The following is a 21,947-nucleotide window of genomic DNA, read 5'->3' as shown; positions in this document are numbered from 1 at the left end:
GGCCAATCCTGCGAATTGTCTCGAATTCTGAACATTTCGAAACGCGCAAAAACCGGGTGTAGCCAGAGAGTGTGCGACGGGGTTACATTCCCGTCGCCGGCGAGAGGCCGGCGCTCGAGGGGAGGAAACGAAATGAGCAACTTCTGGAGTACGGTCTGGCTGTTCTTCTGGTGCTTCGCGTTCGTCGCGTACCTGTTCGCGCTGTTCGCGATCATCGGCGATCTGTTCCGCGACCACAAGCTCAACGGCTGGTGGAAGGCGGTCTGGATCATCTTCCTGATCTTCGTGCCGTTCCTGACCGCTCTGGTCTACCTCATTGCGCGCGGCCGCGGCATGGCGGAGCGCAACATGAAGGAGGCCGTGGACACCCAGGCGGCGGTGGACGCGCACATCCGCGAGGTCACCTCGACGTCCAGCCCGGCCGACGAGATCGCCAAGGCGCAGGCGCTGCTGGACTCCGGTGCGATCTCGCAGGACGAGTTCGCGCACCTGAAGGCGCGGGCGCTGGGGTAGGGCTCGGCGCCGGGAGGTCACCGGCTTCGGGCGCCGCCGCCGCACAACCCCCTTGGCGTGGCGGCGCCCGTGGCCTGGTCGGAGTCCGCGGAAGCGACGAGGGGGATGGGGGATCGGAGGTCGCGGATGAGTGAGAAGGTCACCGCCAAGCGCATGACGGTGCTGCAGGCGACCTACATCGGTGTCGGCTCGATGGTCGGCGCGGGGATCTTCGCGCTGCTCGGCGCCGCGGGGGCGGTCGCCGGGGCGGCGGTCTGGCTGTCGTTCCTCATCGCCGGGATCATCGCCCTCCTGCAGGGCTACTCGTTCGCCAAGCTCGGCTCGAAGTACCCGTCGGGCGGCGGCATCCTCACCTTCCTCTCGAAGGGCTACGGGGAGGGCCACGTCGCCGGGATCGGCGCCTGGCTGTTCTTCACGGCGGGGTCGATCGTGGTCGCGATGATCGCGTCCTCGTTCGGCAGTTACGCCAGTTCGGTCGTCGCGCACGACGACCCGACCTGGGCGAAGGTCCTGGGCGTGCTGCTCATCCTGGTGATGAGCGGGCTCAACACCATCGGCGCGGCCGCGGTGGCGCGCGTCCAGTCGGTGATCGTGAGCGTCGTGCTCGTGATCCTGGTGCTGTTCGCGGTCGTGACGATCGCGAACTGGAACCCGGCTCTGCTGGCGCCGTCCGGCTACCCGGGCTGGGAGCACATCATCTCCAGTGTCGCGCTGACCTTCTTCGCCTTCCTCGGCTTCGGCGTCATCACCTTCACGGCGAAGGACCTCCCGAACCCGGCGCGGCAGCTCCCGAAGGCGATCTACTTCGCGCTGCTCATCGCGACGACGGTGTACGTGGCGGTGTCGCTGGGGGTGTTCGGCACGCTCACGGCGGACGAGGTGGTGAAGTACGGATCGACGGCGCTCGCCGAGGCAGCGAAGCCGGTGCTGGGCCAGGCCGGCTACGTGCTCATGGTGGTGACGGCGCTGTTCTCGACCACGGGAGCGGTGAACGCGGGCCTCTACCCGTCGATCGGGATGACGCAGCACCTGGCGCGCGTCGGCCAGTTCCCGCCGTTCTTCGGCCGCAAGTGGGGGCCGTTCCCGGCCGGCCTGGTCGTGATGGCCGTGCTGGCGATCCTGCTGGTCTCGTTCTTCAACCTCAACGCGATCGCCTCGATCGGCAGCGCTGTCGCCCTGCTGGTGTTCTCGGCGGTGAGCATCGGCCACCTCCGCATCCGGCACGAGACCGGCGGCAACGTGGTCATCCTGTGGATCGGGCTGCTCGCAACGCTCGGGACGTTCGTGATCTTCAGCACGACGACGCTCGTGAGCGAGCCGAAGACGGCGTTCGCGCTGCTCGGGATCCTGGTGCTGGCGGTGGTGATCGACTACGGGTGGAAGGGCGCGGCGCGGGGGAGGCGGGCGCGCGCGGCCTGAGCGCACGCGAACATTCGAGCCGAATCGCGCCTCTGGCGCCGCGAGAGCCGCGATTCGGCACGAGTGCGGGAGTCGCTGGCGGAGGAAGGAAGACTCGACTGGATCTCCTTCCGAGCGACCTTCCGAAGGAAGCCGGTCGGCGTTGCGCCCGGAATCTCCTGCGGGAGGGGCGCGTCAAGCGCCGCCGGCCGCGGCGCGCTCCGCCGAGTCGAGGATGGCGTCCACGCCCATCCGGAAGATGTCCTCGTCCCGCAGGTCGCGGAGCTCCGCCGCGACCGACGCGATGTGCGAGTGGACGAGCGGGTCGACCAGCAGGGGGCCCTCGAACCAGGCGTTGCTCACGCGGGTGTCGTCGCTCGACGCCGAGGGGGTGGTGCGGCCACGGGCGATGCCGGCGGCCTCCGACAGCACGTACGAGGCGAAGAGCGCGTAGTGGCGGACCAGGTCCGAGCCGCTGAGGCCGGCCTCCGCGAAGGCGGCGAGGATGTACTCGATGGTCGCGAGCTCCGCCGGGCCGTTGGTCGTGAGGACGGTGGCCTCCAGAGCGATCGCGGGGTACTGCACGAAGGTGCCGAGCGTCGCGAGCGACAGGGAGCGGAGGCGGTCGCGCCACGCTCCCGAGTCCGCTGAGAGCTGCGCGAGCGCGACGGCCTGCACCTCGTCCAGCAGGGCCTTCATCAGGTCGTCCTTGCCGCGGAAGTGGCGGTACACGGCGGTCGGGTCGACGCCGAGCGCCGAGCCGAGCGCGCGGATGGAGATCGTGGCGGTGCGCGGGTCGGAGGCGATCTCCAGCCCGGCCTTGACGATCGTGGCGCGATCGAGGCGCTTCGAGTGGTCGTGCGTCATCGCTTCAGTCACACGCCAACCCTAGCCCATGCCAACAGCAATGTCAGCAGTGTTGACATTGCTGTTGATCTTCTTCTACCATCGGGCTCGATCCACTCGATGACGAAGGGAAACCAGGGCGATGGCCGACGCAGACGTGATCCTGACCGGAGGTCAGATCTTCACCGGGACAGGGCAGCCGGTCGCCGGCCATGCCGTGCTGATCGGCGACGGCCGCATCCTCGGGCTGGTGCCGCAGGAGTCGGTGCCGGCCCACCGCGGACCGGCCACCGAGGTGGTCGACCTGCGCGGCGCGCTGCTCAGCCCGGGCTTCCAGGACGCGCACATCCACCCGGTCGGCGGCGGCGTCGAGCTGCTGCAGTGCTCGCTGGCCGACTCGGCCGACGCGGCGGACACGCTGCGCCGGGTCGCCGAGTACGCGGCGGAGCATCCGGCGACGGACGACACGAGCGCCTGGATCCTCGGCGGCGGCTGGTCGATGGACCACTTCCCGGGCGGCGCCCCCGCGCGCGGCCTCCTCGACGCCGTCGTGGGCGACCGGCCGGTGCTCGTCGCCAGCCGCGACCACCACAGCCTCTGGGCGAGCACCGCCGCGATCCGGCTCGCCGGCCTCGACGCGAGCACACCCGACCCGGTGGACGGCCGCATCGAGCGGGAGGCCGACGGCTTCCCGGCCGGCACGTTCCACGAGGGCGCTGGCGACCTGTTCGACGCGGTCAAGCCCGCGATCGACGCCGACCTCGCCTACGCCGGCCTGCTGCGCGCCCAGTCCGAGCTGCTGAAGCTCGGCATCACCGGCTGGCAGGACGCGATGATCGGCGTCGTCGCCTCCATGCCGGCCAATCTGCCGGCGTACCGCCGGGCACTGGAGGAGGACACCCTGATCGCGCACGTCCGCGGCGCGCAGTGGTGGCTCCGCGACACCGGCGCCGAGCAGCTCGACGCCATCGTGCGGCGGCGCGACGAGTACGAGCGGCTGGGGGACGACCGGTTCACCCTCGGCACGGTCAAGATCATGGTCGATGGCGTCGCCGAGAACTTCACGGCGGCGATGAAGTCGCCGTACCTCGACGCGCACGGCCACGAGACGGCGAACTCCGGGCTGTCCTTCATCGACCCCGACCGGCTCACCGAGTACGTGACCGAGCTCGACCGGCTCGGCTTCCAGGTGCACTTCCACGCGCTCGGCGACCGCGCCGTGCAGGAGGCCCTGGACGCGGTGGAGGCCGCCCGCGCGGCCAACGGCGCGAGCGACGGCCGGCACCACCTCGCCCACCTCCAGGTGGTCTCCGAAGAGGACGCCGCGCGCTTCCCCGAGCTGGGTGCCGTCGCCAACCTGCAGGCGCTCTGGGCCTGCCACGAGACGCAGCTCGACGAGCTGACGCTGCCGTTCCTGAAGGACGGGCTCGAGGCCAGGCAGTACCCGTTCGGCGACCTCGACCGGGCCGGCGCCCGCCTCGCCGCCGGCAGCGACTGGCCGGTGTCGAGCGCCGACCCGATCGCCGCCATCCACATCGCCGTCAACCGCGTCTCCCCAGGCTCGGCCGACGCTCCGCTCGGAGGCGCGCAGCAGCGGCTCGACCTCGCCACCGCCTTCGCCGCCTACACGTCCGGCTCGGCGTACGTGAACCACCGCGACCACGACACCGGCACGATCGCCCCCGGCTACCGCGCCGACCTGGTCGTCATCGAACCCAACCCGTTCGCCGTGCCGGCCGACCGCATCCACGAGAGCACGGTCGTCTCCACCTGGGTCGGCGGCGCTCCGGTCTACGTCCGCGACCAGGTGGACGCCGCGACCGCGGCCGTCTGAACCGTCACCACTCCACCCCCACCGCCCCCACTGCACAGGAGGATCACGCAATGCCTCGACACCGCACCCGACGCCGGCTCGTCCTCACGACGGCGGTCGTCCTCGCCTCCGGGCTCGCGCTCGCCGCGTGCTCGCCCGCCGGCTCCGGCGCCTCGTCGTCCGGCGCCCACCCGGCCTACCAGCTCACCGCCCAGACCCCGGCGCCCTCCGGCGACATCGACTCGTTCACCTGGGTCTCGTACTCCGAGCCGTACTCGCTCGACTACGCGTACGCGTTCGACTACTCCGACAACCAGGTGCTCTCCAACGTCTGCGAGTCGATGCTGCGCCTGAACCCGGACTACACGATCTCGCCCGGGCTCGCCGAGTCGTACAGCAACCCGACGCCCACGACGTGGGTCTACGAGATGCGACCGGGCGTCACCTTCCACGACGGCACCCCGATGACCGCCGCCGACGCCGTCGCGTCGATGCGCCGTCACCTCGACCCCGCGGTGGGGTCGTCGTGGTTCTCCGTCTACCAGAACGTCGCGTCCATCGACCAGACCGGGCCGATGGAGGTCACGGTCACCTTGACCAAGCCGGACTCGCAGTTCAACCTCGGGATCAGCGGCGCCGCCGGCGTCGTGGAGTCCGCCGCGACGCTCGCGGCGAAGGGCAAGAACTACGGCAACTCGACCGGACTGGTCAACTGCACAGGCCCGTTCGAGCTCACCTCGTGGAAGTCGGGCGAGTCGGTGACACTGACCCGCTACGACAAGTACTGGGACCCGAAGCTGAAGGCCAAGGCCGGCAAGGTCACGATCCTGTTCATGACCGACCCGAACGCCCGCGTGAACGCGCTGACCTCCGGCCAGGTGGACGGCGGCTGGATGGTGCCGACCGAGGCCATCCAGAAGCTGAACACCTCCAGCGCCGGGAAGCTCTACTTCGGACTCAACACCGCGGTGGGCAGCCTGATCGTCGGCAACCTGAAGGGCGCGCTCGGTGACGTGAACGTCCGCAAGGCGCTGCTGATGGCGATGGACCGCCAGGGCATCGTGGACGCCGCGGTCAAGGGCTACGGCTCGGTCACCAACGCGCTCACCACCGAGTCGGTGTGGGGCGAGGCGTCGGATGCGACCAAGAAGGCGGCGTTCTCCGGCCTCGAGTCCTACAAGTACGACGTCGCCGCGGCGAAGAAGCTGGTCGAGAAGGCCGGAGCGACCGGCAAGACGATCACCATCCGCACCGCACCGATGGGGGCCGACTTCAGCGTCGTCGCGCAGGCCACCGCCGCGGCCGCCGAGTCGATCGGGCTCAAGGCGAAGATCCAGACGATGACGCCGGACTCGTACACCACGCTGTTCTCCGACCCGACCGCGCGCCAGGGCGTCGACCTGTTCTACACCTCCTGGTACCTCTCCACGCCCGACCCGCTGGAGATGTACGGGGTGCTGCGCACCGGCCAGTTCAGCAACTACGGCAACTGGTCCGACCCGAGCTTCGACGCGCTGGTCGACCAGGCGGTGGCCATCGCCGACCCGAAGGCGCGCGCCGAGAAGTCGGCCGAGCTCCAGAAGATCGCGAACCAGCAGCTCCCGTGGCTGCCACTCTTCCAGGGTCCGATGACGGTGTTCGTCGGTAAGAAGATCACCGGAGTGGCGCCGTCGGTGGCGTTCCTCTACTACCCGTGGGCGGCCACGATTGGCGCGCGGTAAGGCGGCAGCGCGGCGGGTCGCGGGCAAGCTCGGCTCGCTCCTGCTGACGCTGTTCCTCGCCTCGCTCCTGGTCTTCTTCTCCCGCTTCCTCGTTCCCGGCAACCCGGTGAGCTTCCTCCTCCGGGGGCGCAAGCCGTCCCCGGAGGCGGTGGCCCAGGTCACCGCAGAGTTCGGCCTGAACCTGCCGCCCTGGCAGCAGTACCTGAACTGGGTCGGCGGGATGCTGCACGGCGACTTCGGCCGCTCGCTGCAGTACCGCCAGTCCGTCGCCACCGTGATCGGCGACCGGCTGCCGGTGACCCTCGGGCTCGTCGTGATGGCGGGCCTGATGATCACCGTCGTCGGCCTCGTCGCCGGCACGGTCGCCGCGCTCAACCGCGGCCGGCTCGCCGACCGGGCGACCCTGACCCTGCTGACCGTGCTCGGGGCCATCCCGTCGTTCGTCGGCTCCATCGTGCTGATCGCGGTCTTCGCCGTGCAGCTCGGCTGGTTCCCGGCGTTCGGCTCGGGGACCGGGTTCCTCGACATGGCCTACCACCTGGTGCTCCCGTCGATCGCGCTGGCGATCGTCTTCGTGGTCCTGATCGGAAAGGTGACGCGCATGTCGATGGTCGAGCAGCTCGGCCGCGAGCACGTGGAGGTCGCGACCAGTCGCGGCCTGAAGCGCGCCACGGTCGTCCGCCGCCATGTCTTCCGCAACGCGATCGGCCCGATCCTGACGGTCAGCGGCATGCTGGTCGCCGGGCTGCTGGTCGCGACCTCCATCGTGGAGTCGGCGTTCGGCATCTCCGGGATGGGCTCGCTGCTCGTGCAGTCGGTCGACCGGCTGGACTTCCCCGTGGTGCAGGCGATCGTGCTGCTGGTGGTCACCGCGTTCATCGTGGTCAACGCGATCGTGGACCTGCTGGAGCCGGTCATCGACCCGCGCGCGGCGGCGGGGGAGGCCGGACGATGAGCGCACCGACCCCGACCCTCGCGCTGAAGGTGATGCGCTCGACCGTTCGGAGGCCCGCCCGGCTCGGCTTCACCGTCGCGCTCATCGTGCTCGCGGTGATCGCGCTCGCGGCGATCTTCGCCCCGTTCATCGCGCCGTACGACCCCGACCATGTGGACTTCTCCGCGGTGTACGCGAACCCGAGCCCCGCGCACTGGCTCGGCGCCGACGCGCTCGGCCGCGACACCCTCAGCCGGATGATCTTCGGCGCCCGCACGGCGCTGCTCGGGCCGCTCCTGGTCGTCATCGCGTCCACGCTGCTCGGCATCGTGCTCGGGCTCGTCGCCGGCTGGCGGGGAGGCTGGCTCGACGCCACGCTCGCCCGCGTCTTCGACGTGCTGTTCGCGTTCCCGTCGCTGCTCATCGCGATCATGGCGGTCGCCCTGTTCGGCAAGGGCCTGGTGGCCCCGGTGATCGCGATGAGCATCGCGTACTCGCCGTTCGTGGCCCGGCTGACCCGCCAGCTCGTCGCGACCGAGCGGTCCCGGCCCTACGTCTCGGCATATCGGGTGCAGGGATTCGCCGGGTCCTGGATCGCCGTGCGGAGGGTGCTGCCCAACGTCGCGCCGACCGTCGGTGCGCAGTCCACCCTGAACTTCGGCTACGTGCTCGCCGAGCTCGCGGGCCTGTCGTTCCTCGGCCTCGGCGTCCAGGCGCCGACGGCCGACTGGGGCGCGATGATCAACGAGGCCCAGGCGGGCGTCGCCGGCGGGTACTTCCTGCCCGCGATCGTGCCCGCCGTCGCCGTGGTGATCGTCGTCGTCGCTGTGAACGTGATCGGCGAGGAGCTCTCGGACCGGATCGGTGGAAGGAACCTCGCATGACGACCCTGCTCGAGATCTCGGGACTGACTCTCGACCTCCCGCCGACGGCGAAGGGCGCGAAGGGCCGGCGGCTGCTCGACGGCATCGACCTCGCGGTGGCCGACGGCGAGACCGTCGGGCTGGTGGGGGAGTCGGGCTCCGGCAAGTCCCTCACCTCCCGCACCGTGCTCGGCCTGCTGCCCGAGCGCGCGGAGACGACCGGCGCCGTGCGGCTCGACGGCGTTGACGTGCTGACCGCGAGCCGCGCGGAGCTGCGGAGGCTGCGCCTCAGCACCGCCGCGATGGTCTTCCAGGACCCGCGCGCCGGGATCAACCCGATGCGCACCCTCGGCGACCACCTCACCGAGGCGCTGCGCCTCGGCGAGGGGCGCCCGGCCGCCGAGGCCCGCGCCCGCGCGGTCGAGCTGCTGGAGGCCGTGCACCTGCCGCACCCCGAGCAGCACCTGCGGCAGTACCCGCACGAGTTCTCCGGCGGGATGCTGCAGCGCGTGATGATCGCCGGCGCCCTCGCCGGCTCGCCGAAGCTGCTGGTCTGCGACGAGCCGACCACGGCGCTCGACGTGACGACGCAGGCGCAGATCCTCGACGTGCTCGCCGAGCAGCGGGACCGGCGGGCGATGGGGATGCTGTTCATCACCCACGACCTGACGCTCGCCGCGGCCTTCTGCGACCGCGTCTACGTGATGCGTGAGGGGAAGGTCGTCGAGCAGGGCTCGGCGGGTCGGGTGCTGCGCCAGCCGGAGAACCCGTACACGCAGCGGCTGGTCGCGGCGACGCCCACCATCGAGGTGACCGGGGACGAGCCGCGCGAGCGAGAAGCCGATGGGCGGCCTCCCGTGCTGGAGGTGCACGACCTCGCGAAGACCTACCAGGTGCGCGGCCGAGGGCCGGTGCGTGCCGTCGCCGGAGCCTCCATCGCCATCGCGGCCGGCGAGGCGCTCGGCGTCGTGGGGGAGTCCGGGTCGGGCAAGTCGACGCTGGCCCGCATGATCGTGGGCCTGGAGCAGCCGGACTCCGGGACGGTCCAGATCGACGGCGTCGCCCAGGCCGGACGGCCGCGCACGCGCACCGACCGGCTCCGGCACGCGCGCCGTGTGCAGATGGTGTTCCAGGACCCGTACCTCTCGCTCGACCCGCGCATGACGGCCGGCCGTGCCGTGGAGGACGCGCTGCGCCTCCACCATCCCGGCCTCAGCACAGCCGGCGCGCGCTCGCAGGTGCTCGGACTGCTCGGGCAGGTCGGGCTCGTGGAGGCGCACGCGCAGGCGCTGCCGCGCACGCTGTCCGGCGGGCAGCGGCAGCGGGTCGCGATCGCCCGGGCGCTCGCGATCGAGCCGGCGTTGCTCGTCATGGACGAGGCCACCAGCGCGCTCGACGTCTCGGTGCAGGCGCAGGTGCTCGACCTGGTCGCCGACATCCGGCGCGAGCGCGGGCTGACCGTCCTCTTCATCAGCCACAACCTGGGCGTCGTGCGCACGGTCTGCGAGCGGACGGTGGTGATGCGCTCCGGCGAGATCGTCGAGAGCGGCCGCACCGTCGACCTGCTCTCCGACCCGCAGCACGAGTACACCCGGCTGCTGCTCGACTCGGTCCCGCGGGCCGAGCCCGACCCGGTCGCGTGAGCGGCCGTTCCCTCCATCCCTTCGACAGGAGCTCCATGCCCCACACGACCGTCTTCGAACGGCACGCCCCCTCCGCCGCCGCGATCGCGCACCTCCTGGAGGGCAGCGAGCACGGCTCCTTCTGGATCGCCGACGCGCCGGCCGCCCGGCGCCCCGCCGTCGAGGAGCCGTTCCGCGCCGACCTCGTGGTCGTGGGCGGCGGCTACCTCGGCCTCTGGGCCGCCCTGCTCGCCAAGCAGGAGCATCCCGGCCGCCGGGTGGTGCTGCTGGAGGCCGAGCGGATCGGCTGGGCGGCCTCCGGGCGCAACGGGGGCTTCTGCGAGGCCAGCCTGACGCACGGCGAGCCCAACGGCCGCAGCCGGTTCCCGAAGGAGTTCGACCGCCTCCAGCAGCTCGGCAGGGAGAACCTCGACGCCATCGAGACCACGCTCGCCGAGCTGCGCGTCGACGCCGACTTCGAGCGCACCGGCCTGCTGAACGTCGCGGTCGAGCCGCACCAGGTCGCCTGGGCGGAGGAGGCCGCGGCCGACGGCGACGGGGAGTACCTGGACGTTGAGGCCGTCCGCGAGGAGGTGGACTCGCCGACCTACCTCGCCGGGGTCTGGAACCGCCGCGACGCCGCGCTCGTGCATCCCGCCAAGCTGGCCCGCGGCCTCGCCGACGCCTGCGACGCGCTCGGCGTCGAGCTCTACGAGGGCTCACCGGTCGGCGGCGTGCAGACCGACGGGTCCGGCCCGGTGCGCCTCCCGGTCAACGGCACGGTCGTGACCGCCGACCGGGTCGTGCTCGCCACCAACGTGTTCCCGTCGCTGCTCAAGCGCAACGCGCTGATGACCGTCCCGGTCTACGACTACGTGCTGATGACCGAGCCCCTGAGCGACGCGCAGCTCGCCGACATCGGCTGGAGCAACCGGCAGGGCCTCAGCGACATGGCCAACCAGTTCCACTACTACCGGCTCTCCCAGGACAACCGGCTGCTGTTCGGCGGCTACGACGCGGTGTACCACTACGGCCGCCGCGTCGATTCCGCCTACGAGGACCGCCGCGCGACGTTCGAGCGGCTGGCCGGCCATCTGCTGACGACGTTCCCGCAGCTGGAGGGGATCCGGGCGACGCACCGCTGGGCCGGCGCGATCGACACCTGCAGCCGGTTCTGCGCGTTCTACGGCACCGCCCGCAAGGGACGTGTCGCGTACGCGAGCGGGTTCACCGGGCTGGGCGTCGGGAGCACCCGGTTCGCCGCGCGCGTGCTGCTCGACCTCCTGGGCGGCACGCCGACCGAGCTGACCGAGCTGCGGATGGTGCGCAGCAAGCCGACCCCGTTCCCGCCGGAGCCCCTGGCGAGCACCGGCATCAACCTGAGCCGGTGGGCGCTGAACCGCGCCGACCACAACGAAGGACGCCGCAACGTCCTCCAGAAGACCCTGGACGCGGTGGGGCTCGGCTTCGACTCGTAGCGCGAGCCGACACCGGACCCGTAGTGTCTTACCGAGGGCTTCTCTGCCCCGATCACCCAGGGCCACGACCCCGTCACTGTAGGAATAAGGAGCAACATGAGCTACGCCGTGACCAATCCCGCCACGGGCGAGACGGTCAAGACCTTCGACACGATCACCGACGCCGGCCTGGAGGCCGCGATCGCGTCGGCCGACAACGCGTACCGCACCTGGTCGAAGACGACCACGGTGGCGGAGCGCGCGGCCCTGGTGCGCCGCGTCGGGGAGCTGCACGTGGAGCGCCGCCAGGAGCTGGCCGACATCATCGTGCGCGAGATGGGCAAGCCGATCGAGCAGGCGCTCGGCGAGGTGGACTTCGCCGGGGCGATCTACGAGTACTACGCCGACCACGCGTCGGAGTTCCTGAAGGACGAGCCGATCCAGCTGCTCGACGGCTCCGGCTCCGCGGTCGTCCGCCGCTCGGCGCTCGGCGTGCTGCTCGGCGTCATGCCGTGGAACTTCCCGTACTACCAGGTGGCCCGCTTCGCCGGCCCGAACCTGATCATCGGCAACACCATCCTGCTCAAGCACGCCGAGCAGTGCCCGGAGTCGGCCGCCGCGATCGAGCGGATGTTCCTGGACGCCGGGTTCCCGGAGGGCGCGTACGTCAACATCTACGCCTCGCACGACCAGATCGAGAAGGTCATTGCCGACCCGCGCGTCCAGGGCGTCTCGCTGACCGGCTCGGAGCGCGCGGGCGCCGCGGTCGCCGAGATCGCCGGCCGCAACCTCAAGAAGGTCGTGCTGGAGCTGGGCGGGTCCGACCCGTTCATCCTGCTGTCGACCGACGACCTGGACGCCACCGTGCAGAACGCGGTCGACGCCCGCCTCGACAACAGCGGTCAGTCCTGCAACGCGGCGAAGCGCTTCGTGGTCGCGGACGAGCTGTACGACTCGTTCCTCGCGAAGTTCACCGCCAAGCTCGCCGAGGTGGAGGCCACCGACCCGACCAGCGAGTCCTCGGCGCTCGGCCCGCTCTCGTCGTTGAAGGCGGCCGAGGGCCTGGACGAGCAGGTGCAGCGCGCGGTCGCGAACGGCGCGACGCTGGTGCGCGGCGGCGGCCGCAACGGCGCCTTCTTCGAGACGACCGTGCTCACCGACGTGACCCCCGAGAACCCGGCCTCCCAGGAGGAGTTCTTCGGACCGGTCGCGCAGGTGTTCCGGGCGAAGGATGAGGCGGATGCGGTGCGCATCGCGAACGACACCCCGTTCGGCCTCGGCTCGTACCTCTACACGACCGACGAGGAGCAGGCCCTCCGGGTCGCCGACCAGATCGAGGCCGGCATGGTCTTCGTCAACGTCGTGCTCGCCGACGGCGCCGAGCTGCCCTTCGGTGGCGTGAAGCGCTCCGGCTCGGGCCGTGAGCTCGGCCGCTTCGGCGCCGACGAGTTCGTGAACAAGAAGCTCATCCGCATCGGCGGCTGACGCCTCCCGTGCCACGCGGCCGGTCGCCCTCGGGCGGCCGGCCGTCTGCGTTCGCGCGGCGGTAGACCACCCGGTCTTGACACTTCCTCACGATCAGCGGGACCCTGTCCCCGTGCAAGAGCTGCCGATCGTCTACTGCCGCGGGTATGCCGGCCCGACCAGTCAGATCGACTCCACGGTCAACGATCCCTTCTACGGCTTCAACGAGGGCGCCACCCACACCCGTGTCAACGGGGACGGCGACCCGATGTTCTACCAGTTCGAGGGTCCGCTGCTGCGGCTGCTGGGGGAGCGCGCCTACCAGGTGCTCGTGCGCGGCAGCCAGAAGGAGCTGCTGGCGACGGCCGCGGACGGATCGCTGCCGCAGAAGTCCATCTGGATCCACCGCTTCTACGACGAGGCAGCCACGACCTACGCGGCGCCGACGCCACGCTCCGGGAATCTGTTCGACCGCGCGATCACCTGGACGGAGGACCTGGTCCGCGAGCACACGCAGGCGCAGGGCTTCGACATCGAGCAGGCGGCGCGCGAGCTGTACGACCTCGTGCTGATGGTGCGCGAGAAGACCGGCGCCCCGAAGGTGTTCCTGGTCGCCCACTCGATGGGCGGGCTGGTCGCGCGCTGCATGATGCAGAAGGTGTGCGAGGAGGACGGCCGCATCCCGGCGAAGGAGCTGGTCGCCAAGTTCTGCACCTACGCGACGCCGCACGGTGGGATCGTCTTCACCGGCGGCCTCCTCAACTGGCTGATGGAGACCTTCGGCCCGGCCGGGTCGGACATCTTCTCGCCGCCCAAGATGTACGGCTACCTCACGCCGGGCAAGAAGTTCGGCGACAAGCCGATCGGGGTGGCCTGGGACCCGCGCGTCATCCCGCCGTCGGTGTTCGACGTCGACGACGTGTTCTGCATCATCGGCACCGACCAGAACGACTACAACTTGGCGAAGCTCGGCGTCGGGCCGCGCAGCGACGGGCTGGTGCTGATCGAGAACGCCTACGTGAAGGGCGCCCACCGGGCGTTCGTCTACAAGTCGCACTCCGGCCCGTACGGCGAGGTGAACTCCGAGGAGGGCTACCAGAACCTCGCGCGCTTCCTGTTCGGCCACTGGTCGGTGCAGGTGGAGCTGAGCAAGCTCCCGCCGGCCTCGGTCATCGCGGCGCAGCCGGATGTCGCCTGGCAGGCCGACCTCCAGCTCGCCATCCGCGGCCTGTCGGTGCTGATCACCGAGCAGAAGGCGGTGCACTACAACCCGGTGCAGCTCAACGCGGAGATCGCGCAGCACGCTCCCGGCGCCGCGGGCGAGGACTCGGTGGACGCGCCGATCCCGCTGGTGGGCACGTTCCTGTTCTCGAAGGAGCCGCCGGGCGACCTCCCGCCGACGCACGTGACGCCGGGGGTGGGGGACGACCCGACACCGGGAGTGGCGGCTGCGGGGGCCTCCGAGGTGGAGGTCGCCGCCGCGCCCGCCGAGCCGCCGCACCGGAGCTGGTGGCACCGGTTCCTGGACTCGTTCGACGGGGGCGCGGAGGAGCAGGGACAGCAGGCGCCGTCGAGCGAACCGGAAAACGTCGCGCTGGACAATCCGCTCGATCCGACGCTCCCCGCGGTGGCGGCTGCGGCGGTGGCCTCGTACGCGCAGCTCAGCCAGGACCTCTCCCGCTACGCCCTCACCCTCCGCGTCTACCAGGTCATCACGCGCAACGGCGTCTTCGACTTCTCCAGCAACCTAGAGCAGGTCGGCGACTGGCAGGACGTCCTGATCGTCGACATCGGCCGCGCTGCGGACGGCCGCTTCGGCGCCTGGACGGGCTGGAACAGCGCGGTGCCCGGCGCGATCAACCAGCTCGGCCAGATGGCCGACGAGCTCACGCTCACCCCCGATCCGCACGACCGCAACGTCATCCGCGCCGTCCTCGACCTCCCGCCGGCCGCCCGCGCCCTCCCGATCTTCGGCCCGGCCGCGCAGCTGGCGTTCACGATCGTGAACCGGGACGCGTAGGCGGGACGCCGCCAGGGCTGGGCCGCGCCCTCCGGCACTGCTACCGTCGGCCGCATGACCGCCGCCGAAGCGCTGAACGTCGAGAGTCGCGACCATCCGCACCATCACCACGGCTGGTGGTGGAAGACCCTCCTCGCGGGGTTCGCGCTGTGGATCGTCACGATCGTCGTCACCGCCTTCACCGGCAACAGCAACCTCGTCCCGACGCTCATCCTGCTCGGGAGCTTCCTGGTGCCGTTCTGCGTGGTGCTGTTCGCGATCGAGCGGGTGACCGGATCGATCAGCACGCTGCAGCTGATCCTCGCGTTCTTCGTCGGCGGCATCTTCGGTGTGCTCGGAGCCTCGCTGCTGGAGGCGCCCCTCCATCAGAGCTTCTGGGTCTACGGGCTGATCGGGCTGATCGAGGAGTTCGTGAAGGTCATCCTCCTGGTGATCTTCGGCTGGCGGACGGTGCCCAAGACCGCGAAGCAGGGCGCGCTGCTCGGGGCGACGATCGGAGCGGGCTTCGCGGCGTTCGAGTCGGCGGGCTACGCGTTCAACGCCGCCATCACCTCCCGCGGCATCGACCTCGTCTCGTTGCTGGAGACCGAGCTGGTGCGTGCGATCCTCGCGCCGGTGGGGCACGTGATGTGGACGGCCATCCTCGGCGCGGTGATCTTCGGCGCGGCCGCAGGCGGGAGGCGGTTCCGCTGGTCGTGGTGGATCCTGCTGACATACGCGTGCGTGTCCCTTCTGCACGCGGCCTGGGACTCGGCGGCGGACGTGGCCACGTTCTTCGCGGTCGTGTTCAACGGCGAGGCGGTGCAGGAACTCCAGAACGGGGCGCTGCGGCAGAGCACGGCGAACCAGGTGGAGGCGCTCGCGACGGCGATCTACGTGATCGCCCTCGTGATCGTGTCGGCGGCGGGCATCGTCACGCTGTGGCTGGTGCTGCGGCACTACCACCGCGCCGCGGCCGCACCGGAGTAGCGCCCCGGATTCGGCACGAATCGCGCGAAAGGGGCCGCGATTCGCGACATTCGGCACGAATCGCGCGCGGCTCAGACGTGCTGGTCGGCGATCGGCCCCGGCCGGTCCGCGTACGTCCGCCCGGTGACCACGAGCCGCAGGATCGCGGGCGCGACGTCGTAGCGCTCCGACAGGTCGGCGAGCGGCGTGCCCGCGGCGTACGCCTCGCGGATGCCGCGCACCTCGTCGTCGCCGAGCCGGCGGCGGTGCGCCTCGGCGATCGGGCCGCCGTGCGCCGCGTGCGAGCTTCCGCGGACGATCAGGCTGACCCACTGCTGGCTGGTGCCGAAGCGGCGGGCGATCTCGGTCTGGGACACCCCTGCGCTGTGCAGGCGGCGCATCTGGACGACCTCGTCGTCCTCGCCGGTCGCGTCCTCCACCCCGGTCGTCGCGCCGCGGACGACGGACGCGATCGTCCAGTGCGAGACGCCGAAGTCGTCCGCGATCGTCTGGCGGTCCTCGCCGGCGGCCACGCGCTCGCGGATGCGCGCCACCTGCTCGACGGTCAGCGGCCGGGCGCGCGTGGCGGCGCTGCTCGTGAGCGGACCGCCGACGTCGGCGAACGCGCGGCCGGAGGCGATGTTGGAGACCATCTGGTGCGAGATGCCGTAGCGTTCGGAGACCTCCGCGCGCGGGGCGCCCGCGGCGATGGCCTCGCGGATCGCGACGACCTCAGCGCTCGTCACCTTGCGGGCTTTGCCCGGCATGATCGGGCCGCCGGCCTCCTGCCGCGACCTCCCGGTCACCAGGCTCGACACGGTGTTCTGGCGCACCCCGTACTCGGCCGCGAGCTGCACCTGGCGCGCGCCGGCGGCGTACTTCTCGCGCAGCTCGCGCACTTGCGCGTCGGTGAGCGGGACGGAGGCCATGAGCCGAGAGTATCGGTGCGGGCGGCGCGCGGAAAAGGTGCCGGGTGTCGGGAGCGCTCAGTCGCGCGTGACGCGCTTGGCCAGCGGAGGCAGCGGGTCGCCGCCCGCCGCGAGGCGCGCCTGGTTGGCCTCCCGCAGCACCGACCAGGCGTCGGCGACCGGGCCGACGTGCGCCAGCTTGTCGGGGTTGATGACCGTGCGGATGGTCTGGACGCCGCCGCCGACGATCTCCAGCGCCATCGTGTTGATCACGCGGCCGTCGCGGTCGCGGAACACCGCGCCGGGCTGGCCGTTCACCTCGTGCGGCTCGACGGTCCCGCCGATCGTCGCGAACGGTCCCGCCATCGCGATCAGCACCTGCGCCACGTTGTCGGCGCCGACGATGCGCCGCGCCCACTGCGGCGCCTTGCCTCCGCCGTCGCCGACCATGTCCACGTCGGAGAGGAGCAGGGCGCGCAGCGCCTCCACGTCGCCCGCGCGGAACGCGTCGAAGAACCGGGCGGCGAGGTCCTCGCGCTCGGCCCGGTCGGCGTCGAAGCGCGGCCGGCCCGCGTCCATGTGCCGGCGGGCGCGCACGGCGAGCTGGCGGCACGCGGCCTCCGACCGGCCGACCGCCGTCGCGATCTCCGGGAAGTCGAACGCGAACACCTCGCGCAGCACGAACACCGCGCGCTCCAGCGGGGTGAGGCGTTCGAGCAGCAGGAGGGCGGCCATCGACAGCGAGTCCGCCAGCTCGGCCGAGCGCTCGGGATCCTGGTACGGGTCGGAGAGCAGCGGCTCGGGGAACCACGGCCCGACGTAGGCCTCGCGCCGCACCCGCGCCGACGACAGGACGTCGATCGAGACGCGGGTGACGACCGTGGACAGGTAGGCCTTCAGCGAGACCGGCCGCACGCCGGCCGCCTCGTAGCGCAGCCAGGTCTCCTGCACGGCGTCCTCGGCCTCCGTCACGCTGCCGAGGATGCGGTACGCGATCGAGAACAGCAGCGGGCGGAGGTCCTGGAAGGTCTCGTCGCTGTGCGCGTCGCCGGTCATTTCAGTCCCTCCGCGAACCCCTGCCGCCACGACGGGTAGCGCAGCTCCCAGCCCAGCTCGCGCTTGGCCTTCGCGTTGGAGAAGCCGCGGCCCTCGGTCATCATGATGACAGCCTGGTCGCCCGCGGCGATCCGCGCCAGCCACACCGGGATCCGCAGCGGAGGCTTCGCGCCAGCGGCCTGCGCGAGATACGGCAGCCATTCGTTCGCCGGCGCCGGGTCGTCGTCCACGATGTCGAACACTCCGGTGGCGTGCTGCTCCAGCGCGAGGACGGTCGCCGACGCGGCGTCGTCCAGGTGCACCCACGAGCTGTAGCCCTGACCGCGGCCGACCAGCGGATACTGCCTCCGGCGCACGAGCTCCACCTGGTCATCGGTCGCGCCGGGGCCGTAGAAGGCGCCGTAGCGCAGGACCGTGCCGCCGAACGCGGTCACCGCCTCCTCCACGTGCTTCATGGCCAGCATCCCGGGCTCCGCGGGCGTGCCGGGCAGCAGGTCGAGCGGGTCGGCCTCCGTCTTCACCCAGCCGCCCTCGCGGAGGCCGTTCCAGCTGGCGTAGCCCTGGGCGAGGAACCGCGTCACGCCCTGCGCCTGCGCCGCGGCCAGCAGGTGGTCGGTGCCCTCGGTGCGCAGCCGGTTGGTGCCGGCGAACCACCGGTCGGGGTGCTTGAGGTCCGGCTTGCCCGCGTGCGCCGGGTTGATCGCCGTCATCTGGTGGATGACGGCCTCCGGCTCGGCGGACGCCACCGCCCGGCCGACGGAGGCGCCGTCCAGCCCGTCCATGACGACGCCGGCCGCGCCCATCGCCTCGATCGTCCCGAGCTTCGCCGCGCTCGTCGTCGACGCGGTCACCGTGTGGCCGCGCGCCACGAGTTGCGGCACCAGCCGCCGGCCGAGCACACCGCTCCCACCTGCCACGAAAACACGCATGTCGTCCACCTTCCGTTCCCTGGTCTGCGTACACCCCTGCAGACGGGATAGCGGGCGCGCGTGTGACATCGCGAGGCGACGGAGGTCGGCGGAGGCTCAGCGGAGGTCGGCGGAGGCTCAGCGGAGGCCGTGGATCGGGTGCGGGTCGACCGGGCCGAACCGCCCTGGCTTGTAGCGCAGCTCCACGATGTCGAGCCCCGTCGACCGGTAGAACACGTTCTGCGTGCCGCGCCCCGGGTCGGCGTACCCGACCGGGCCCTCTGCGGCGGGGAAGGAGCCTTCGCCGCCCGTGAGCGGGTTCGCGTGCCAGCCGCCGTCGTTCCAGAACTCGTACACGACTCCGTGGTCGCCGGTGTAGACGACGTGCCGGGTCGCGACCGGAGCCTGCGGGTTCGCCTCGTACGCGTAGCCCGAGGGCGGCGTCCCGCGCAGGGGCTGCGGAGCGCCGCGGTCCTGGGTGAGGTTCAGCATGCTCCAGCCGGCGCCCGCGTTCGACGCCTCGTGCGTGTCGACGTCGTCGCCGTTCCACGGGACGTGCCGGGAGCCGTCCGCGGCGAAGCCGTACCCGAGCGGCTGCGGGAGGGAGTCGTGCGCGGCGCCGACGTTCAGCCCGAGGTCGCCGGCGTAGTGCCAGCCGGAGGCGTCCATCAGGTACTCGTGGATGAGCTGGTCGTCGCCCACGTAGTGGACGTGCTGCGTGCCCGCCGCGTCGAACGCGAACCCGGCGGGAGCGGACGCGGAGGTCGGCCCGCCGAGGCGCGTGAGCGGCCGCTGCACCCAGCTCGCGTCGTCCCCGGTGCCGCGGGTCAGCAGGTGCACGCCGCGCGGGTCGTCCCCGCGGAACACCACCTGCTGGAGGGCGTGCGTGCGCGAGGCCCAGCCCATCGGCGGGTCGACGGCGCGCACGACGGTCCCGGAGGCCTCCATCAGGTCGTTCGCGTGCCAGCCGTCCGACTGGTAGAGCTCGTGGATGTGTCCGTCGCCGCCACTGAGGTAGACCACGTGCTGGCTGCCCTCGGCGTCGAACGCGTACCCGGCCGGGTCGGAGGACGCGAGCGGGGCGGAGGCCTCCGCGGTGATGTCCTTGTGGTGCCAGACGTCGTCGTCGCCGCAGTACAGCTCGATGAGGTGGCCGGTCGGGAAGCCGCCACCGCCGGCCTCCCGGTAGACGACGTGCCGGGTGCCGTCCGTCGCCAGCAGATAGGCGGCCGGTCTGCCCGCGGCCGCCGGTACGCCGAAGCGCTGAGTGATGTTCCGTGTCGTCCAGGCCATGATGAGCCCCCTTCGTCGAAAGGCAGCGTCGGCGTTCGTCGGCGTTGACGCGGGAACGGTATCGCCGGGCGGGCGAGCGGTACATCCGTGAGGGCACGCATCGCGCTGCACCCTGACGCCTCCGCTGACGTGCCTGCCCACTGACGTGCCTCCCCGCCGACGCCCCGGCTCGCTACGCTGTCGGCCATGAGCGAGAACGGGCGCGGCCGCGTGGTCGTGCAGTCGGCGCAGTGGGGGTTCTTCTTCTTCATCGCCTACATCGGCGCGGCGGTCTACTTCGTGTCGGTCTCCGACGGCTCGTTCTGGGGCGTCGTGCTCGGGCTGCTGCAGGCGATCGTCTGGCCGGCGTACGTCGTCTACCACGTCCTGGTGCTGCTGCACGTGTGATGCGCTGGGCGCCTGTCGGGGGCCGTCGCTAGGGTTGCGGAATGGGGATCGATGCTGCCGCGCTGCTCGCCGGGCCGCGCGGCTGCCGGGTCTGCATGAATGTCGCGGTGCCATGGCCGACGGGAGCAGCAAGCCGGCCCGATCCGCTTCTGAACGCCATCTTCCTGGCGGCGCACGAGCGCGAAGGCGGAACCCTGGTCGTATTCTCCGCCGCCGACGGCCCCACGGGCGCGGGGAGCGACAGGCCGCCCGGGCCGCCTGCCGCACCGGCGCTCGACGAGATCGCCCGGATGTTCGCCGCCCGGCCTGCCCCGGCGCCGGATGCCCGCGGGCTCCTGGGCGCGCTCGGGCGGAGCGTCGGCGCCGCACGGTACTGGCAGGAGCCGGACGGCGCGGATCAGCTCGCAGCCGAGCCGGAGCTCGCCGACCTGCTCCGCGCGGGCGCGGACGCCGTCTCGCGCGCGGACGGCGCGCAGTGGTGGGCGACGAACCTGCACATCGGTGACCAGTGGACGGTGGAGTTCGACGACCAGCCGCGCGACGCCCGCCCGGCCCGTGAGGACCCGCCCGGCCGCGACACCCCGGCGGCGGAGCTGCTGGCCCGCTGGCGCGAGGCGTTCGACCGTGAGGAGGAAGCCCGCCGGGGCGACGACGGCCGCGGCATGCCCCCCGAGCGCTGCGGCGGCTCGTGGTGGTCGATTCCGCCGCACGGGCTGCCGAGGACGACCCGTGGCCTGGCGGACGCCGGCGCGGTCGGCCTCCACCTGGTGGAGGACGGGCTGGGCTGGCGGTACGCACGCCTCACCCGTGCGACGGTGCGCACCGGCGCGCGCGTCTTCGAGATCGACGGGGCCGAGCGCTGGGCCGAGCTGTGCGCGCGGTTCCCGCTGGATGCGTCGGCCTCCCGCCGCGGCGACTGGCTGCGCGCCACCGGGCGCGACGGACGCTGGCTGATCCCGGACTGGCCGCGCGTGGCCGAGGAGTACGACGGCGTGCACCTCACGGTCCTCGGCTATCTGAGCACGGCCGGCCGCGCCGTCCCGGTCGCGGACGACTGGGCCACCGTGCTCGCGGGCTGGGACCCGGACGCGACCTATTGGCTGACCGAGGACGCCGTCCGGCCGACCGACGAGTGGTCGGATTGGTGGGCCGACGACGGCCGGGAATGGAGGAGACGATGACGGAGCTGATCGTGGCCGACGCCGCCGCCTGGCGGGCGTGGCTCGACGCGAACGAGGACGCCTCGGACGGCGTCTGGCTGGTGCTCGCGAAGAAGGGGACGACCGACCCGACCTCCCTCAGCTACGCGCAGGCCGTGGACGAGGCGCTGTGCAGCGGCTGGATCGACGGCCAGAAGCGCAGCCGCGACGCCACGACGTTCGTGGAACGGTTCACGCCGCGCCGTTCCGCCTCGCTGTGGTCGCAGCGCAACATCGGGCTGGTGGAGGCGCTGACCGCAGAGGGCAGGATGCGGCCCCGCGGCCACGCCGAGATCGAGCGCGCCAAGGCCGACGGCCGCTGGGAACGCGCGTACGCGTCGTCCCGGACGGCTTCCGTCCCGGACGACCTCGCCGCCGCGCTCGAGGTCTCGGCGGCGGCCGCGGCGACCTTCGCGACCCTCAACGCGGCGAACCGCTACTCCGTCATCCACCGCATCATCACGGCGCCCAGCGCGACGAGCCGCGGCAACCGCCTCGCGAAGCTCATCGGGATGCTGGAGGCGGGTGAGACGCCGCATCCGCAGTAGTCGCCGCCTCCCGCCGCTCCACCACGGTCGCCTGAGCGGCGCCCTCCCC

At 71.8% G+C, this 21,947-nt stretch carries 19 protein-coding genes; 14 read left to right on the top strand and 5 right to left on the bottom strand.

The features are described from left to right. The first annotated feature begins 132 nt into the window (after nucleotides 1-132). A complete protein-coding gene (locus tag F1C12_RS07155; RefSeq protein WP_185278097.1) occupies nucleotides 133-513 on the top strand; it encodes an SHOCT domain-containing protein in 381 nt (126 codons plus the stop codon). A 126-nt stretch (nucleotides 514-639) separates the two neighbouring features. Continuing rightward, complete coding sequence (locus F1C12_RS07150) at nucleotides 640-1,932, top strand: APC family permease (protein WP_185278096.1); 1,293 nt, start codon at nucleotides 640-642, stop codon at nucleotides 1,930-1,932. A 174-nt stretch (nucleotides 1,933-2,106) separates the two neighbouring features. Here F1C12_RS07150 and F1C12_RS07145 read toward each other — a convergent pair whose 3' ends face one another. Then, the gene (locus F1C12_RS07145; RefSeq protein ID WP_258046159.1) at nucleotides 2,107-2,790 is read right to left on the bottom strand and encodes a TetR/AcrR family transcriptional regulator; all 684 of its coding nucleotides are present in this window, start codon (nucleotides 2,788-2,790) and stop codon (nucleotides 2,107-2,109) included. A gap of 109 nt (nucleotides 2,791-2,899) precedes the next feature. Between F1C12_RS07145 and F1C12_RS07140 the strand changes: the two genes are divergently transcribed. The 9 genes from F1C12_RS07140 to F1C12_RS07100 all read left to right on the top strand — a co-directional run bounded on the left by F1C12_RS07140 (nucleotide 2,900) and on the right by F1C12_RS07100 (nucleotide 15,620). After that, nucleotides 2,900-4,591, top strand: coding sequence for an amidohydrolase (locus F1C12_RS07140; RefSeq protein ID WP_185278095.1), 1,692 nt, complete (start codon nucleotides 2,900-2,902; stop codon nucleotides 4,589-4,591). A gap of 50 nt (nucleotides 4,592-4,641) precedes the next feature. Then, on the top strand, nucleotides 4,642-6,291 hold the full coding sequence (locus F1C12_RS07135) for an ABC transporter substrate-binding protein (RefSeq protein WP_185278094.1): 1,650 nt from the start codon (nucleotides 4,642-4,644) through the stop codon (nucleotides 6,289-6,291). Then, nucleotides 6,278-7,246 (top strand): ABC transporter permease, encoded by a 969-nt coding sequence (locus F1C12_RS07130; protein ID WP_185278093.1) that lies wholly within the window; start codon nucleotides 6,278-6,280, stop codon nucleotides 7,244-7,246. The genes F1C12_RS07135 and F1C12_RS07130 overlap by 14 nt, the downstream gene beginning before the upstream one ends. Continuing rightward, entirely contained in the window at nucleotides 7,243-8,109 is an 867-nt protein-coding gene (locus tag F1C12_RS07125) for an ABC transporter permease (protein ID WP_185278092.1), read from the top strand. Before F1C12_RS07130 ends, F1C12_RS07125 begins: the two co-directional genes overlap by 4 nt. Then, nucleotides 8,106-9,731: a dipeptide ABC transporter ATP-binding protein gene (locus F1C12_RS07120; protein WP_185278091.1), complete on the top strand. Its 1,626-nt coding sequence runs from the start codon at nucleotides 8,106-8,108 to the stop codon at nucleotides 9,729-9,731. Before F1C12_RS07125 ends, F1C12_RS07120 begins: the two co-directional genes overlap by 4 nt. A gap of 35 nt (nucleotides 9,732-9,766) precedes the next feature. Next, complete coding sequence (locus F1C12_RS07115; protein WP_185278090.1) at nucleotides 9,767-11,188, top strand: NAD(P)/FAD-dependent oxidoreductase; 1,422 nt, start codon at nucleotides 9,767-9,769, stop codon at nucleotides 11,186-11,188. A gap of 96 nt (nucleotides 11,189-11,284) precedes the next feature. Further along, nucleotides 11,285-12,652, top strand: a complete 1,368-nt coding sequence (locus F1C12_RS07110) for an NAD-dependent succinate-semialdehyde dehydrogenase (protein ID WP_185278089.1) — start codon at nucleotides 11,285-11,287, stop codon at nucleotides 12,650-12,652. A 112-nt stretch (nucleotides 12,653-12,764) separates the two neighbouring features. After that, nucleotides 12,765-14,651 (top strand): esterase/lipase family protein, encoded by a 1,887-nt coding sequence (locus F1C12_RS07105; protein WP_185278088.1) that lies wholly within the window; start codon nucleotides 12,765-12,767, stop codon nucleotides 14,649-14,651. A gap of 54 nt (nucleotides 14,652-14,705) precedes the next feature. Then, a complete protein-coding gene (locus F1C12_RS07100) occupies nucleotides 14,706-15,620 on the top strand; it encodes a PrsW family intramembrane metalloprotease (RefSeq protein ID WP_185278087.1) in 915 nt (304 codons plus the stop codon). Between the two features lie 71 nt (nucleotides 15,621-15,691). Here F1C12_RS07100 and F1C12_RS07095 read toward each other — a convergent pair whose 3' ends face one another. From F1C12_RS07095 to F1C12_RS07080, 4 genes are all read right to left on the bottom strand, one after another. Continuing rightward, entirely contained in the window at nucleotides 15,692-16,528 is an 837-nt protein-coding gene (locus tag F1C12_RS07095) for a hypothetical protein (RefSeq protein ID WP_185278086.1), read from the bottom strand. 57 nt (nucleotides 16,529-16,585) lie between these two features. Further along, nucleotides 16,586-17,563 (bottom strand): RNA polymerase sigma-70 factor, encoded by a 978-nt coding sequence (locus F1C12_RS07090; RefSeq protein WP_185278085.1) that lies wholly within the window; start codon nucleotides 17,561-17,563, stop codon nucleotides 16,586-16,588. Further along, nucleotides 17,560-18,492, bottom strand: a complete 933-nt coding sequence (locus F1C12_RS07085; protein WP_185278084.1) for an NAD-dependent epimerase/dehydratase family protein — start codon at nucleotides 18,490-18,492, stop codon at nucleotides 17,560-17,562. The genes F1C12_RS07090 and F1C12_RS07085 overlap by 4 nt, the downstream gene beginning before the upstream one ends. Before the next feature lie 117 nt (nucleotides 18,493-18,609). Next, nucleotides 18,610-19,764 (bottom strand): hypothetical protein, encoded by a 1,155-nt coding sequence (locus tag F1C12_RS07080; protein WP_185278083.1) that lies wholly within the window; start codon nucleotides 19,762-19,764, stop codon nucleotides 18,610-18,612. Between the two features lie 186 nt (nucleotides 19,765-19,950). Here F1C12_RS07080 and F1C12_RS07075 point away from each other — a divergent pair, with 186 nt between their 5' ends. From F1C12_RS07075 to F1C12_RS07065, 3 genes are read left to right on the top strand one after another with little or no spacing between them, the layout of a single operon-like run. Further along, nucleotides 19,951-20,151, top strand: a complete 201-nt coding sequence (locus F1C12_RS07075) for a hypothetical protein (protein WP_185278082.1) — start codon at nucleotides 19,951-19,953, stop codon at nucleotides 20,149-20,151. Nucleotides 20,152-20,192: 41 nt separating this feature from the next. Further along, a complete protein-coding gene (locus tag F1C12_RS07070; protein ID WP_185278081.1) occupies nucleotides 20,193-21,332 on the top strand; it encodes a hypothetical protein in 1,140 nt (379 codons plus the stop codon). Beyond that, nucleotides 21,329-21,898, top strand: a complete 570-nt coding sequence (locus F1C12_RS07065; protein ID WP_258046158.1) for a YdeI/OmpD-associated family protein — start codon at nucleotides 21,329-21,331, stop codon at nucleotides 21,896-21,898. The genes F1C12_RS07070 and F1C12_RS07065 overlap by 4 nt, the downstream gene beginning before the upstream one ends. Nucleotides 21,899-21,947 lie beyond the last annotated feature (49 nt).

The sequence above is a fragment of the Leifsonia shinshuensis genome (assembly GCF_014217625.1).
Lineage (GTDB): Bacteria > Actinomycetota > Actinomycetes > Actinomycetales > Microbacteriaceae > Leifsonia > Leifsonia shinshuensis_A.
Note: the sequence above shows the minus strand (reverse complement) of the source record. Positions and strands in the feature narration are given on the sequence as shown.

What these genes read in the sequence shown, in the direction of transcription:
- F1C12_RS07155 (WP_185278097.1), top strand. Translation starts at nt 133, where the DNA reads ATGAGCAACTTCTGGAGTACGGTCTGGCTGTTCTTCTGGTGCTTCGCG.
- F1C12_RS07150 (WP_185278096.1), top strand. Translation starts at nt 640, where the DNA reads ATGAGTGAGAAGGTCACCGCCAAGCGCATGACGGTGCTGCAGGCGACC.
- F1C12_RS07140 (WP_185278095.1), top strand. Translation starts at nt 2,900, where the DNA reads ATGGCCGACGCAGACGTGATCCTGACCGGAGGTCAGATCTTCACCGGG.
- F1C12_RS07135 (WP_185278094.1), top strand. Translation starts at nt 4,642, where the DNA reads ATGCCTCGACACCGCACCCGACGCCGGCTCGTCCTCACGACGGCGGTC.
- F1C12_RS07125 (WP_185278092.1), top strand. Translation starts at nt 7,243, where the DNA reads ATGAGCGCACCGACCCCGACCCTCGCGCTGAAGGTGATGCGCTCGACC.
- F1C12_RS07120 (WP_185278091.1), top strand. Translation starts at nt 8,106, where the DNA reads ATGACGACCCTGCTCGAGATCTCGGGACTGACTCTCGACCTCCCGCCG.
- F1C12_RS07115 (WP_185278090.1), top strand. Translation starts at nt 9,767, where the DNA reads ATGCCCCACACGACCGTCTTCGAACGGCACGCCCCCTCCGCCGCCGCG.
- F1C12_RS07110 (WP_185278089.1), top strand. Translation starts at nt 11,285, where the DNA reads ATGAGCTACGCCGTGACCAATCCCGCCACGGGCGAGACGGTCAAGACC.
- F1C12_RS07100 (WP_185278087.1), top strand. Translation starts at nt 14,706, where the DNA reads ATGACCGCCGCCGAAGCGCTGAACGTCGAGAGTCGCGACCATCCGCAC.
- F1C12_RS07095 (WP_185278086.1), bottom strand. Translation starts at nt 16,528, where the DNA reads ATGGCCTCCGTCCCGCTCACCGACGCGCAAGTGCGCGAGCTGCGCGAG.
- F1C12_RS07090 (WP_185278085.1), bottom strand. Translation starts at nt 17,563, where the DNA reads ATGACCGGCGACGCGCACAGCGACGAGACCTTCCAGGACCTCCGCCCG.
- F1C12_RS07085 (WP_185278084.1), bottom strand. Translation starts at nt 18,492, where the DNA reads ATGCGTGTTTTCGTGGCAGGTGGGAGCGGTGTGCTCGGCCGGCGGCTG.
- F1C12_RS07080 (WP_185278083.1), bottom strand. Translation starts at nt 19,764, where the DNA reads ATGGCCTGGACGACACGGAACATCACTCAGCGCTTCGGCGTACCGGCG.
- F1C12_RS07075 (WP_185278082.1), top strand. Translation starts at nt 19,951, where the DNA reads ATGAGCGAGAACGGGCGCGGCCGCGTGGTCGTGCAGTCGGCGCAGTGG.
- F1C12_RS07070 (WP_185278081.1), top strand. Translation starts at nt 20,193, where the DNA reads ATGGGGATCGATGCTGCCGCGCTGCTCGCCGGGCCGCGCGGCTGCCGG.
- F1C12_RS07065 (WP_258046158.1), top strand. Translation starts at nt 21,329, where the DNA reads ATGACGGAGCTGATCGTGGCCGACGCCGCCGCCTGGCGGGCGTGGCTC.